Raw genomic sequence first — 12,836 nt, 5'->3', positions numbered from 1 at the left:
AAATAGGAGGGTGCAAAACAACCGATCCGTTGTTGTTTTGCACCGGTGCAGAAAAAACGATCTGATATTTTTGGCGTTAACCCCTTATTGACTGCACTGCTCTACAAGACAGGGCTTTTCTGTAATAATCTGTCGGCTAATCCCGTCGTATACAGTAGCCCAACAACATATAAAATTTGAATGACCCCACTTCCTCAAGTCGCCACCGAGCATGAATCCACTCAATTGATAGATCAACGCAACGCCGAATGCCGTTACCTTTCACTCGACAGGGACGCCATGCGTAAAGCATTACGGCAACAACTGGATGATGATTTGTTGTACCGGATGCTCATTGAAGAGCGCCCTCACCAATTCGCCGAAGCTTTAGTTGTTGTCGCTGAAAGCAACATACGCAGCCAGCGCGACATTATTACCGCCATAGAAAGTGTTATCGCGATGCCAGCTTATCAGCAACGCGTTCTGGCTTACGCACCCGGTGCGGCGCAATTTATTCCCAAAGCGCACGGCGTTTTTTTCGGCTATGACTTTCATTTAAGCCCTAAAGGTCCGCAATTAATTGAGATAAACAGTAATGCCGGAGGCGCGTTGCTTAATGCCATCCTGATTCGGGCGCAAACAGCCTGTTGCGATTCGGCCGGACTGAATGCGTCCGCGGTCCAAAATCCGGAACAGGCGTTTATGGCGATGTTTCTTGAAGAATGGCAATCCGAACGCGGTCAACGGCCCTTACATTCAATCGCTATCGTTGATGAAAATCCGCCGACCCAATTCATGCTGCCGGAGTTTTTACTGTTCAAAAAACTGTTCGAGCAAAACAATATCAATACCGTTATTTGCGATCCTTCCGAGCTTGATTACCGCGACGGAGCTCTTTGGCATGGCGATATGCCTATCGATCTCGTTTACAACCGCTTGACCGACTTCGGACTGGAAGCTGGAGCGCTAAAACCATTGCGTGAGGCCTACCTGGCTGAAGCAGTCGTGGTCACGCCCCATCCAAGAGCCCATGCGCTATACGCAGATAAAAGAAATCTGGCGATATTGACTGATGAAACCGCGTTGCGGGAGTTGGGGGTTGCCGTTGAAACCAGGGCGCTGCTTCTTGGCGGCATTGCCCACACCGATTGCGTACATAAGGAGGACGCAGAAGCCTTATGGGCTGCGCGCAAGCATCTGTTTTTCAAACCGGCCAAAGGCTACGGCAGCAAAGCCGCATACCGGGGCGACGGGGTGACCAAACGAGTATTCGGTGAGATTGTTCTACAGGGGAATTATGTGGCACAGGCCTTGGTGCGGCCTACCGAACGGCAATTGAAAGTGGAAAATGAAATGGTCGATCTTAAACTTGATCTGAGGCAGTATGTTTACAGGGCGCAGGCGCAGTTGACCAGCGCTCGTTTATATCAGGGACAAACTACCAATTTTCGCACGCCAGGCAGCGGTTTTGCCGGGGTTGTGGTGATTTCAGACGACGGCAAGGGCGACCGGTCGGTCGCCCTTGCGCTAACTTAATCGAGAACCAAATTCTTTAAATAATTCAGAAAATCACCTTTCAACTCTGCATGCGTCAAGCCGTGTTCAACGGTAGCCTGCAAATAACCGAGTTTTGATCCGCAATCATAACGTTTGCCTTCAAACTCATAGGCCAATACCTGTTCATCAGTCATCAATGCGGCAATAGCATCGGTCAGCTGAATTTCGCCGCCGGCGCCGCGTTCCGTTGCTTCAATTTTCTCAAAAATCGCAGGCGTTAAAATATAGCGTCCGACCACCCCGAGGTTTGACGGAGCATGCTCAGGAGCAGGCTTTTCAATAATCAGCTCAACCCGGCCTACCGAGGGGGATACTTCCTTGGTTTTGACAATGCCGTATTTATCGGTTTCCTGGGAATTTACTCTCTCTACGCCTAATATGCTGCACTGATTTTTATCGTATTGCTCGACCATTTGAGCCATACAGCCATCGCCGTTACGATTCGAAATCAAGTCGTCCGCCAGGATAACGGCAAACGGCTCATCGCCAACGACAGACTTGGCGCAAAGCACCGCATGACCCAGTCCCAATGCCTCAGGCTGACGAATAAACACGAATGACACATTCGGCGGCATCATCTCCCGAACCATTTTCAATATTTCGGTCTTGCCACGGGTAGTCAGTTCATTTTCCAACTCGTAGGCCTTGTCAAAGTGATCCATGATCACGTTTTTGGTCCGGCCCGTTACAAAGATCATCGTATCAATACCCGCAGCTACCGCTTCTTCAACGCAATACTGAATCAAGGGCTTGTCCACAACCGGCAACATTTCCTTGGGGCTGGCTTTGGTAGCGGGTAAAAAACGGGTTCCGAGACCCGCAACCGGAAAAACTGCTTTTCTTATTTTTTGATTCATCTGAGACATTCTCGACAATACATATCATTAAAAATCAAATGCTGGACGCAGCATTTGATCATCCCTGCCCTCTTAAAAGAGCGATTTTTTGGGCGATGAAATCGCCCTATATTTTCATTTCAAGCTAAAAACTTTCAACCAGTGTTGTAAAAACATCCGGTTGTTGAACATGCAGCCAATGTCCGGCGTCGGCTATGGTGCTGAAAGCCGCCTCTGGGAATAATGATTTTATATCCTCCAGCTTAACGAAGTCTGAATCGCCTCCTGCGATAAACAAGGCCTTGCCGGTAAACGGCGCTAAATGATCGGCATTGGGAAAGGCTGCGATATTGGGCGCCATCCTGTGAAAAATATCCAGATCGATCCGCCAACAATATTTGCCGTCTTTTAAAATAAGATTTTGCAACAAAAATTGGCGATAACTGAGTTCGGGTATGCGCGACGCAAGCAGTGTTTCGGCCTGTTTACGGTTATTGATTTCAGCCAGCGGCAGCGTTTTTAACGCCAGGACGGTGTTATCAAAGCTGTGTTTGTAGCTGACCGGGGCAATATCAGCCACAATCAGCTTATTGACCCTGTCCGGAGCTGTAAGCGCAAACCACATGGCTACCTTGCCGCCCATGCTGTGCCCCAGCAAGCTGACTGTTTCCAAGCCGCGGTCATCAATAAACCGCAACAAATCAGCGGCCATGGACGGATAATCCATTAACGGATGATGCGATGATACCCCATGATTGCGCATGTCCGGCACATAAACATGAAACCGGGCAGACAGTCTTTGAGCTATCTGCCGCCAGTTACGCGACGAGGCAAAAAAGCCATGCAGGATAATCAGCGGGCTATTATCCGGGTCGCCGAATTCCTCAAAAGCCAGTTCCATGGTTTCCATCAGGCAAAATCGAATAATGCGCCCATCAAGCCGCCGAAAATACCACCCCAAACAACCAGCCAACCCAGATGCTGACGGATGATAGCCTGAACCATTTCCTTGACCAGCTGCGGGGTTAATTCATTCAGGCGCTTGTCGATCACTGATTCGATTTTACCGACAATGTCGCCGCCGATTTTGTGGGCATCCAGACCTTGCTTCAATGCGGATTTAAAGCGGTCGGACTCGACCATTTCGGTCAAGGTGATTTTCATTTTTTCGGTAAACGGTTCTTTTAACGGTACCAGCGCTTCTTCGCCGCCCATCATCATCAACATACCGCCAAAAGAAGAGCCCATAATCGAAGACACCAAGCCTTCGTAAACCTTGTCATAATCGACTGCATTCAGCAAAGGTTCCAGATTCAGCAGGTTTTTGCCTTGTTGTTCCTCGTTTTCAATAAACTGTTCGATGTTGTTTGCGGTAAAAAACTGCACCATCATCAACTGCTTAATGGACAGTTTAAACTCTTCAAACCGGGCCGGTATCACGCCGGAACCGTATAAATAAGGCACTTTTTCAAACAGCATGTAAATGGCCAGCCAATTGGTAATGGCTCCGGAAAGGGCGAAAAAGCCGATGGATTTGATCAACTCCGGTTGCACAGGACTCACATAGCCGACACCGATGACGGCAACCGATAGGAAATTGGTCATAAAGCTTTTGTTCAATAATTGTTCTTTCATCGTCTCTTAATAAATAAATCAGTAATAGTGCCTTCCATCATTTCTGCTGAAAAGCCCAGGGTTTCGGCCAAGGTAGGATGCGCATGAACCGTTAAGGCCAAATCTTCAACACCCGCGCCCATCTCCAACGCCAATACGGCTTCCGCAATCAATTCACCGGCATGAGTGCCGACGATACCGGCGCCAAGAATGCGTCCGGTTTGTTTGTCGCTAAGCAATTTAGTTACGCCTTCCTTGCGCCCGATGCTTAATGACCGACCGCTGGCCGCCCAGGGGAAGGCCGCTTTTTCATAAGCGATGTCCTGCGCTTTAGCGGCATTCTCAGTCAAGCCCATCCAGGCTATTTCAGGATCGGTATACGCGACGGAAGGAATGGTCAAGGCCCGCCACTCGGTCGCCATACCGGCAATCACTTCGGCCGCTATTTTACCTTCATGCGACGCTTTATGTGCCAGCATCGGGTTGCCCACCACATCGCCGATCGCAAAGATATGTTTTACGTTACTGCGCTGTTGTTTATCGACGCTGATAAAGCCGCGCTCATCGACATTAACCCCGGCTTTGTCGGCATCGATTAAATGACCGTTGGGCCGTCTGCCCACTGCGACCAGCACTTTATTGAATACATCGGTTTCTGGAGCGTCTTTACCGTTGAAGCTGACTTTCAAGCCTTCCGGCAACGCTTCAATATTTGTTACTTGGGTTTCCAGAAAAATATTGTCGTATTGCTTTTTGATCCGCTGCATTAACGGCCTGACCAGATCCTTGTCGCAACCGGGGATAATCTGATCCTGCATTTCAACCACGGTGATTTTGCTGCCCAGCGCATTATAAACGGTTGCCATTTCCAGGCCGATGATGCCGCCGCCGATAATCAACAGTTTTTTCGGGATACTCTCAAGCTTGAGCGCATCGGTGGAATCCATCAGCCTGGGATCGTCATTGGGAAACGACGGTATTTTTACCGGCTGGGAGCCGACCGCGATAATGGCCTGTGCAAACTCTAGGGTCTGGGTGTCGTCACCGTCTTCAACCAACACCTGCGCGTCGGAAATAAAACGCCCGATGCCTTTAACAACCGTTACGTTGCGCTGCTTTGCCAACGCCGCCAAGCCCGTAGTTAACTGGGAACTGATGGTGTTTTTCCAGCCTCTCAGTTTATCCAGATCAATGTCGGGTTCTGCAAAACCGATCCCGGCCGAATTAATCTCTTTGGCTTCATTGAGCACCGCCGCCACATGCAACAAGGTTTTTGACGGAATGCAGCCGACATTTAAACAAACCCCGCCCAAAACCGGATAACGCTCAACCAAAGTAACTTGTTTCCCTAAATCGGCCACACGAAATGCCGCTGTGTAGCCTCCAGGACCACCGCCCAGCACCAGAACTTCTGTTTTCAATTGCACACCTTCAATCAATTAGAGTGTTAAGAATTTATTGGTATCTAAAAGGCAGATAACCATGCCCCTTTATTGGTATGACTATTCAATGCCATCAAAACCAATTGAACGCAGATGGCGCTGATAATTTATGATTTTATTGAATTATCTGTGTTGATCATAAGTATCGGCGTCATCTGCGTTCCATTTTTGGTTACTGAAATTGTTACAGTTTTTTGATACTGACGAATTTGTTTTCAGGCGTTAATTCCATTTCAAAATAACCGTTGATACCTTGTTTGGTCAAAAAAGATTGAATCCTGCCCGCCGGAAAAGCGACTCTTCTGCCATCATCGGCGATAACGGAAACATTTTTGGCAATGCCTTGATAGACCTTAAGGTACTGGTCGTATGACAGTTTTAGCGCAAAGCGGATGTATTGGTGTTGGGTCATGATAATATCAGCATCAACTTAAGCATAAAAATGATTCACCACGAAGACACGAAGCTTCATTTCTTCGTGTCTTCGTGGTTTTATACTTATAGTTAATTAACGGTTGTTTTGTAACGCTGCGATACGCTCTTCCAATGGAGGATGGCTCATAAACAACTTGCTCACGCCATCGCCGTTAATGCCGAATGCCGCCAGTTGTCCCGGCAGGTCTTCCGCTTCATGACCGCGCTGCAATGCACGCAGAGCGCCGATCATTTTTTCCCGTCCTGCCAAGTTTGCGCCACCGGCATCCGCCTTGAATTCCCGGTAACGGGAGAACCACATGACCAGCATAGAAGCTAAAATCCCCAAAACGACTTGAGCCGCCATCTGGGTGATGTAATAGGCCGGGCCGTAACCGCGTTCGGTTTTAAACACAACCCGGTCGACAAGATGACCGATGATGGTCGCAAAAAAGTAAACAAAGGTATTTACCACGCCCTGCATTAAGGCCATCGTCACCATATCGCCGTTGGCAACATGGCTGATTTCATGACCGACAACGGCTTCAACTTCATCGGCGTTCATGTTTTGCAGCAAACCGGTACTGACCGCTACCAACGCACTGTTTTTGCTCATGCCGGTAGCAAAGGCATTGGACTCGGGAGTCTGGAATATGCCGACTTCCGGCATACCGATTCCCGCTTGTCTGGCTTGTCTTGCCACGATGTCGATCAGCCATTGCTCGGTTTGATTTTGGGGGCGTTCGATAACGTGTACACCCATCGCTCTTTTTGCCGACCATTTAGACATCGCCAAGGAAATAACGGAACCGGTCATGCCGATGATGGCAGACATGACTAAAAGTGCATTCAGGTTAAGGTCGATGCCTTGAGCATCCAGAGTGCCGCTTAAACCTAAAACATTAAAAATAATACTGACCACAACCAATATGGCCGCATTAGTCGCCAGAAAAAGAAAAATACGCATCATGTTTGAGCCTTTTGATAAGTTAAGGTTTAATCTATATGGGGATTGAATAAATAAATTCAATCCGTTTTCAGGGTGCTAACATAGCTTAAGTTTATTGATGGAGGGTATTCTCATGCATATTAAAACAATACTGCTGGCTTTATTTTTAATTAATCCTTGTTTAGCTGTTGCGCTACAAAACAGTCATCAGAATATTATAAAGCAACTGCATGTACCCGCAGGTTTCACTCTGTCTATTTTTGCCGATAATCTGCCCAATGCCCGTAGTTTGGCCTTGGGCGATAACGGTACGGTGTTTGTGGGTACAGGATCTGAAGGGTCGGTTTATGCCGTACAGGACAGCAATAGCGATGGCGTAGCGGATAAGTCATATGTTATCGCCAGTCATTTATATATGCCCAACGGCGTTGCTTACAGGGACGATTCACTGTACGTGGCCGAAGTTAATCGCATTATTCGGTTCGACCGCATCACGCAGCAGTTGGCGAATCCGCCTAAACCCGTTGTGGTTTACGATCAGTTTCCATCAGAGCAGCATCACGGCTGGAAGTATCTGCGCTTTGGCCCCGATAACAAGCTGTACACCTCAGTCGGAGCGCCGTGTAATATTTGCGAACCTGAAAAACCGATCTATTCGTCGCTAGTCAGGTTAAATGCAGACGGCAGCGGTTTTGAGATACTTGCCAGAGGCATCAGAAGTTCGGTTGGTTTTGACTGGCAACCGGAAACCAATAGCTTGTTTTTTACCGATAATGGCCGCGATTATTTAGGCGATGATCTGCCGCCCGATGAGCTTAATCAGTGGACAACTACCGGAGAACATTTTGGTTTTCCTTATTGCCACGGCGGTGACATTCCTGATCCGGAATTTAGCGCAGATAAGAAATGTCGACAATTTACCGCACCGGTGTGGAAGTTTAAGGCGCATATGGCGCCGTTGGGACTGCGTTTTTATCGGGGCAAGCAATTTTCTGTCGAATATAAAAATCAGTTATTTGTTGCGGAACACGGTTCATGGAATCGGTCTGAACCGCAAGGTTATCGCGTTGCCTTGGTAAAATTCAAGCAAGGCAAACCCGTTTCGGAACAGGTTTTTATCGACGGCTGGTTAACCAAAGACGATAAGGTGCTTGGACGTCCCGTCGATATTCTGGAAATGCCGGATGGCAGTTTGTTGATTAGCGATGATAAACTCGGAGTCATTTATAGAGTTGAGTACAAAGGTAATCATGGATAAACAATTTGAAATTTTAAGCACAGAAATCGTTTATCAAGGTTTTTTCCGAGTGGAAAAATATCGTCTTAAACATACGATGTTTGGCGGGGGATGGAGTTCCGAAATAACGCGTGAGTTATTCATGCGTGGCAGTTGCGTCGCGGTTTTGTTATATGATCCTCATGCCGATAAGGTGGTGTTGATCGAACAATTCAGGACGGGCGCAATTCTAAACCCTGATAGAGCTTGGCTCGTAGAGATTGTTGCGGGAGCAATTGAAGAAGGTGAGACCGCTGAGGAAGTTGCTTATCGGGAATCTCTGGAGGAAGCAGGTTGTGAAATTCAGCAATTAATGGTTATTAATGAGTTTTATACCACGCCGGGCGCTTTCTCAGAATGGATCACCCTGTTTTGCGGTAAAGTGGATAGTACTCAAGTGGGCGGCATTCATGGCTTAGACCATGAGGACGAAGATATATTGGTACGTGCCGTTGATTTTGATGAGGCGTATTTGATGCTGGAAAATGGCGAGATAGAATCGGCAATACCCATTATTGCGATTCAATGGCTGGCATTGAACAGGCAAAAACTTAAATTGGAATGGGGATAAAAAGAAGGGGTAAAGCGTAACGTTTTTTACTCAATATCGGTAACATTAAAGCTCTGCATAATTCTTACAGAGCTTCAACGCACTAACTATTAGTCAACTATCTTGCATTTTTCCCGCGAAGCATCTACTCGATCACGTAGTTCCTTACCAGGCTTAAAATGCGGTACATGTTTTTTTGATAATGCTACAGATTCACCTGTTTTAGGGTTACGCCCCATACGAGGAGGACGTAGATGTAGCGAAAAACTACCAAAACCCCTAATCTCGATCCTTTCACCGGAAGATAACGCCTGATTCATTTGTTCAATGATGCATTTTACCGCTATCTCTACATCTTTCTGTGCCAGATGCGGCTGATGTTTGGCAAGTGCTTCAATTAATTCTGATTTTGTCACATTCTATCCTGCGAAAACAAATAAACACAGGGGGTATGCACGAATGCATACCCCCTCATGAGTTTTATTTTTCCATCTGTTTAAAGATATCGGCGAAAGTTGGTGCGCCAATTGATTGCTGGGAATGATCTTTAATCGAATGAGACTCTTCATCAGAATCTTTAGCTTTAATAGATAAAGAAATTGATTTACTTTTCTTGTCGACGCCGATGAACTTAGCTTCAAGTTCGTCGCCTTCTTTTAACAAGGTTCTGGCATCTTCAACGCGATCGCGTTGAATTTCAGAAGCGCGTAAGTAGCCTTCAACATTATCAGCTAAAGTGATAACTGCACCCTTAGCGTCAACTTCTTTAACAGTTCCTTTTACCAAACTGCCTTTTTCATGAGTAGCCAGGAAGTTTTGGAATGGATCTTGTTCAAGTTGCTTGATACCTAAAGAGATACGCTCGCGCTCAGAATCAACCGCTAAAATAACAGTTTCCAGCTCATCGCCTTTCTTGAAATCACGAACCGAAGCTTCGCCTTCATCTGCCCAGGAAATATCGGACATGTGAACCAGACCGTCGATACCGCCATCCAGACCGATGAAAATACCAAAATCAGTAATTGATTTGATTTTTCCTGAGATTTTGTCGCCTTTGTTATGCGTTGCTGCAAATTCATCCCAAGGATTGGTTTTGCACTGTTTCATACCTAAAGAAATACGACGACGTTCTTCGTCAATTTCCAGAACCATCACTTCGACTTCATCACCCAACTGAACAAGTTTGGAAGGGTTGACGTTTTTGTTAGTCCAGTCCATTTCAGAAACGTGAACCAAACCTTCTACGCCTTCTTCGATTTCAACAAAGCAACCGTAATCGGTCAGGTTGTTGACTTTACCGAATACGCGTGTGCCGGCTGGGTAGCGACGGGCGATGTTTTGCCAAGGATCTTCACCCATTTGCTTCATGCCTAATGAAACACGGTTTTTATCTTTGTCGTATTTAAGGACTTTAACTTTAATTTCTTGACCGATTTCTACACACTCGGACGGATGACGCACGCGTCTCCATGCCATATCGGTAATGTGCAACAGACCGTCAATACCGCCAAGATCGATAAACGCGCCGTAATCGGTCAGGTTCTTGACCACACCGGTAACCACTGCGCCTTCTTCCAGCGTTTTCAGCAATTCTTCTCTTTCTGCGCTGTATTCTTTTTCTACAACAGCACGGCGAGACAGAACAACGTTATTGCGTTTTTGATCGATTTTTATGACTTTGAATTCCAGATCACGATTTTCCAGGAAAGTCGTGTCTCTGATTGGGCGAACATCAACCAATGAGCCAGGCAAGAAAGCACGTAATGCACCAACGGCCACGGTGAAACCACCGCGAACTTTACCGGTAATACGACCGATAATGGTTGCTTCTTTTTCAAAAGCATTTTCAAGTTCGGACCAAGCTTTGTTTTTCTTCGCTTTATCACGAGAAAGAAGTGTAGCACCCAGGCCGTCTTCAAATAAATCAAGGGCAACCTCGACTTCGTCGCCTATGGCAACTTCTAATTCGCCATCGTTATTTAGAAACTGCCATTTTGGAATGACACCTTCTGATTTTGAATGGGTGCTGACGATGATCATATCGTTTTCGATATCAACAACTGTACCCATTAACATGGCACCAGGACGCATTTCCGTCTTGATTAAACTTTCTTCAAATAATTCAGCAAAGCTTTCGCTCATTTTCCATTCCCAAGCCTGTCGAAACACGAACAAGCCTTTTCTTTATCAAAGTTAAAAAAAATCACACGCAAACAATTTGATGTGACCACGTAAAAAATCCTTAACGGATTAAATTCAGTACTTCTTCAATAACAGATTCCAGTGTCATATCCGAAGAATCGATATAAAGCGCGTCATTAGCCATAGCTAATGGAGCAGTCTTACGCTCCATATCCCGACGATCTCGCTCTTCTATCTCGTTTGTTATCTGCGCTAGATTAGCACCATTCCCTTTTTCTATCAACTGTTTATATCGCCTTCTGGCTCTCTCGGCTGCGCTGGCGGTTAAAAATACCTTGTTTTCAGCTTCAGGAAAAACCACTGTGCCCATGTCTCGTCCGTCTGCAACCAGACCTGGCGATTGTTTAAAATCCTTTTGTTTTTGTAATAAAACATGTCTGACTTCAGGGAGCACCGCAACGATGGAAGCTGTATTACCCGTGCTTTCAAGGCCTAACTGTGCGGTAATGTCTTCACCGTCCAGCCTGACAACCAATTCGTCATTACAATCAAATTCCAGCGCCATTGTCTGGGCCACATTGACAATGGCAGCTTCATCTTTTAGGTCAACAGCTTGTTTTAACACTGCAATTGCCAATGAACGGTAGATAGAGCCGCTATCCAAATAGTTCCAACCCAGTCTTTTCGCTACCGCCCGGCTGACCGTGCCTTTTCCGGCACCGCTAGGGCCATCAATAGTCAATACCGGAATACTCACTATGCTTCCCTGCAAACCAGATCAAGACCTAAGCGCTTGGCCAAGTCTCTAAATTCAGGGAACGAGGTATTCACGTTTTCACAATCATAGATGGTAATCGGCGCATTAGCGCGCAAACCGGCAATTGAAAACGACATCGCAATTCGGTGGTCGCCATGGGATATGACTTCGCCACCGCCAATCGATCCGCCTTGAATGATCATGCCGTCCTCGGTAGATTGCGCATCTACGCCCAGGATTTGCAAGCCGTCCGCCATCACTTGAATGCGATCCGATTCTTTAACCCTCAGCTCTTCCGCGCCGGTTAACCGTGTTTGGCCTTCCGCACAGGCTGCGGCGACAAACAACACCGGGAACTCGTCAATAGCCAGCGGCACCAGATGCTCGGGAATATCTATGCCTTTAAGAGCGCTGTAAACAACGTGCAGATCGGCTACCGGCTCGCCGCCAACCGTGCGCTCGTTAAGGACTTCAATGTTGGCACCCATTAATCTCAGGATGTCGATGACGCCGATACGCGTAGGATTAACGCCCACATGTTTCAACAGCAGATCGGAACCCGGTGCAATCGATGCCCCGACCAGAAAAAATGCCGCCGATGAAATATCGCTGGGCACATCAATATCGGTTGCCGTTAAACTGCCTTCGGCGGTAATGCTGACTTTATTGCCTTCTTGCTTCACCGGATAATTAAAACCGCTCAGCATGCGCTCGGTATGGTCACGGGTAGGCGCAGGTTCGGTAACGCTGGTGACACCCTGCGCGTACATGCCTGCCAATAACAAGCAGGATTTGACCTGAGCGCTGGCGATTGGCATCGCGTAATCAATGCCGGTCAACTGCCCGGCCCTGCCGGTAATGTGCAATGGAGCCGTGCCTTTCTCAGTGGTTTTTATGTCGGCACCCATAGCTGCCAACGGCTCGGTGACCCGTTTCATCGGCCTGCCGGACAATGATTTATCGCCGGTTAATACCGAGTTGAATGCCTGACCCGCCAATAAACCGCTCAGCAACCGCATGGATGTGCCTGAGTTTCCCAGATACAAATCGTTTGTTGGCGCTTTCAAGCCGTGCTTGCCGACGCCGTGTATAGTCAATTCGCCATTGACCGGACCTTCAATTTCAACGCCCATGTCGCGAAAAGCCTGCAAGGTCGCCAGTGCATCTTCCGCTTCGAGAAAGCCTTTGACATGAGTAACGCCTTCGGCCAGCGAACCCAGCATGATTGAACGATGTGACATGGATTTATCGCCGGGCACACGTGCCTCGCCTTGTAATTTACCGCCTGGTTGAACCTGAAATGTTATTGATTTTGACATA

General features: G+C 47.3%; 13 protein-coding genes. 3 read left to right on the top strand and 10 right to left on the bottom strand.

The features are described from left to right. Positions 1-180 precede the first annotated feature (180 nt). The gene (locus METTU_RS20295; RefSeq protein WP_006893902.1) at positions 181-1,515 is read left to right on the top strand and encodes a hypothetical protein; all 1,335 of its coding nucleotides are present in this window, start codon (positions 181-183) and stop codon (positions 1,513-1,515) included. On the opposite strand, the gene galU is transcribed toward METTU_RS20295, so the two are convergent. From galU to htpX, 6 genes are all read right to left on the bottom strand, one after another. Beyond that, on the bottom strand, positions 1,512-2,393 hold the full coding sequence (gene galU / locus METTU_RS20290; RefSeq protein WP_006893901.1) for a UTP--glucose-1-phosphate uridylyltransferase GalU: 882 nt from the start codon (positions 2,391-2,393) through the stop codon (positions 1,512-1,514). The genes METTU_RS20295 and galU overlap by 4 nt on opposite strands. A 124-nt stretch (positions 2,394-2,517) precedes the next feature. Further along, the gene (locus tag METTU_RS20285; RefSeq protein WP_006893900.1) at positions 2,518-3,282 is read right to left on the bottom strand and encodes an alpha/beta fold hydrolase; all 765 of its coding nucleotides are present in this window, start codon (positions 3,280-3,282) and stop codon (positions 2,518-2,520) included. Next, complete coding sequence (locus METTU_RS20280; RefSeq protein WP_006893899.1) at positions 3,282-4,007, bottom strand: DUF445 domain-containing protein; 726 nt, start codon at positions 4,005-4,007, stop codon at positions 3,282-3,284. The genes METTU_RS20285 and METTU_RS20280 overlap by 1 nt, the downstream gene beginning before the upstream one ends. After that, entirely contained in the window at positions 4,004-5,413 is a 1,410-nt protein-coding gene (gene lpdA, locus METTU_RS20275; protein WP_006893898.1) for a dihydrolipoyl dehydrogenase, read from the bottom strand. The genes METTU_RS20280 and lpdA overlap by 4 nt, the downstream gene beginning before the upstream one ends. 199 nt (positions 5,414-5,612) lie before the next feature. Beyond that, a complete protein-coding gene (locus METTU_RS20270) occupies positions 5,613-5,840 on the bottom strand; it encodes a DUF2835 domain-containing protein (protein WP_006893897.1) in 228 nt (75 codons plus the stop codon). Between the two features lie 96 nt (positions 5,841-5,936). Beyond that, positions 5,937-6,812 carry a protease HtpX gene (gene htpX, locus METTU_RS20265; protein ID WP_006893896.1) on the bottom strand — a complete coding sequence of 292 codons (876 nt, stop codon included), beginning with the start codon at positions 6,810-6,812 and terminating at the stop codon, positions 5,937-5,939. A 112-nt stretch (positions 6,813-6,924) separates the two neighbouring features. Between htpX and METTU_RS20260 the strand changes: the two genes are divergently transcribed. Then, the gene (locus METTU_RS20260) at positions 6,925-8,049 is read left to right on the top strand and encodes a PQQ-dependent sugar dehydrogenase (protein WP_006893895.1); all 1,125 of its coding nucleotides are present in this window, start codon (positions 6,925-6,927) and stop codon (positions 8,047-8,049) included. Then, on the top strand, positions 8,042-8,638 hold the full coding sequence (locus METTU_RS20255) for an NUDIX domain-containing protein (RefSeq protein WP_006893894.1): 597 nt from the start codon (positions 8,042-8,044) through the stop codon (positions 8,636-8,638). Before METTU_RS20260 ends, METTU_RS20255 begins: the two co-directional genes overlap by 8 nt. Positions 8,639-8,727: 89 nt before the next feature. Here METTU_RS20255 and METTU_RS22825 read toward each other — a convergent pair whose 3' ends face one another. The 4 genes from METTU_RS22825 to aroA all read right to left on the bottom strand — a co-directional run bounded on the left by METTU_RS22825 (position 8,728) and on the right by aroA (position 12,835). Continuing rightward, positions 8,728-9,033 (bottom strand): integration host factor subunit beta, encoded by a 306-nt coding sequence (locus tag METTU_RS22825; RefSeq protein WP_006893893.1) that lies wholly within the window; start codon positions 9,031-9,033, stop codon positions 8,728-8,730. A 64-nt stretch (positions 9,034-9,097) separates the two neighbouring features. Beyond that, positions 9,098-10,759 (bottom strand): 30S ribosomal protein S1, encoded by a 1,662-nt coding sequence (rpsA, locus tag METTU_RS20250; RefSeq protein ID WP_006893892.1) that lies wholly within the window; start codon positions 10,757-10,759, stop codon positions 9,098-9,100. Between the two features lie 100 nt (positions 10,760-10,859). After that, positions 10,860-11,516 carry a (d)CMP kinase gene (cmk, locus tag METTU_RS20245; RefSeq protein WP_006893891.1) on the bottom strand — a complete coding sequence of 219 codons (657 nt, stop codon included), beginning with the start codon at positions 11,514-11,516 and terminating at the stop codon, positions 10,860-10,862. Then, the gene (aroA, locus tag METTU_RS20240) at positions 11,516-12,835 is read right to left on the bottom strand and encodes a 3-phosphoshikimate 1-carboxyvinyltransferase (RefSeq protein WP_040581669.1); all 1,320 of its coding nucleotides are present in this window, start codon (positions 12,833-12,835) and stop codon (positions 11,516-11,518) included. The genes cmk and aroA overlap by 1 nt, the downstream gene beginning before the upstream one ends. Position 12,836 lies beyond the last annotated feature (1 nt).

Source organism: Methylobacter tundripaludum SV96 (genome assembly GCF_000190755.2).
In the GTDB taxonomy this organism is placed as follows: Bacteria; Pseudomonadota; Gammaproteobacteria; order Methylococcales; family Methylomonadaceae; genus Methylobacter_A; species Methylobacter_A tundripaludum.
Note: the sequence above shows the minus strand (reverse complement) of the source record. Positions and strands in the feature narration are given on the sequence as shown.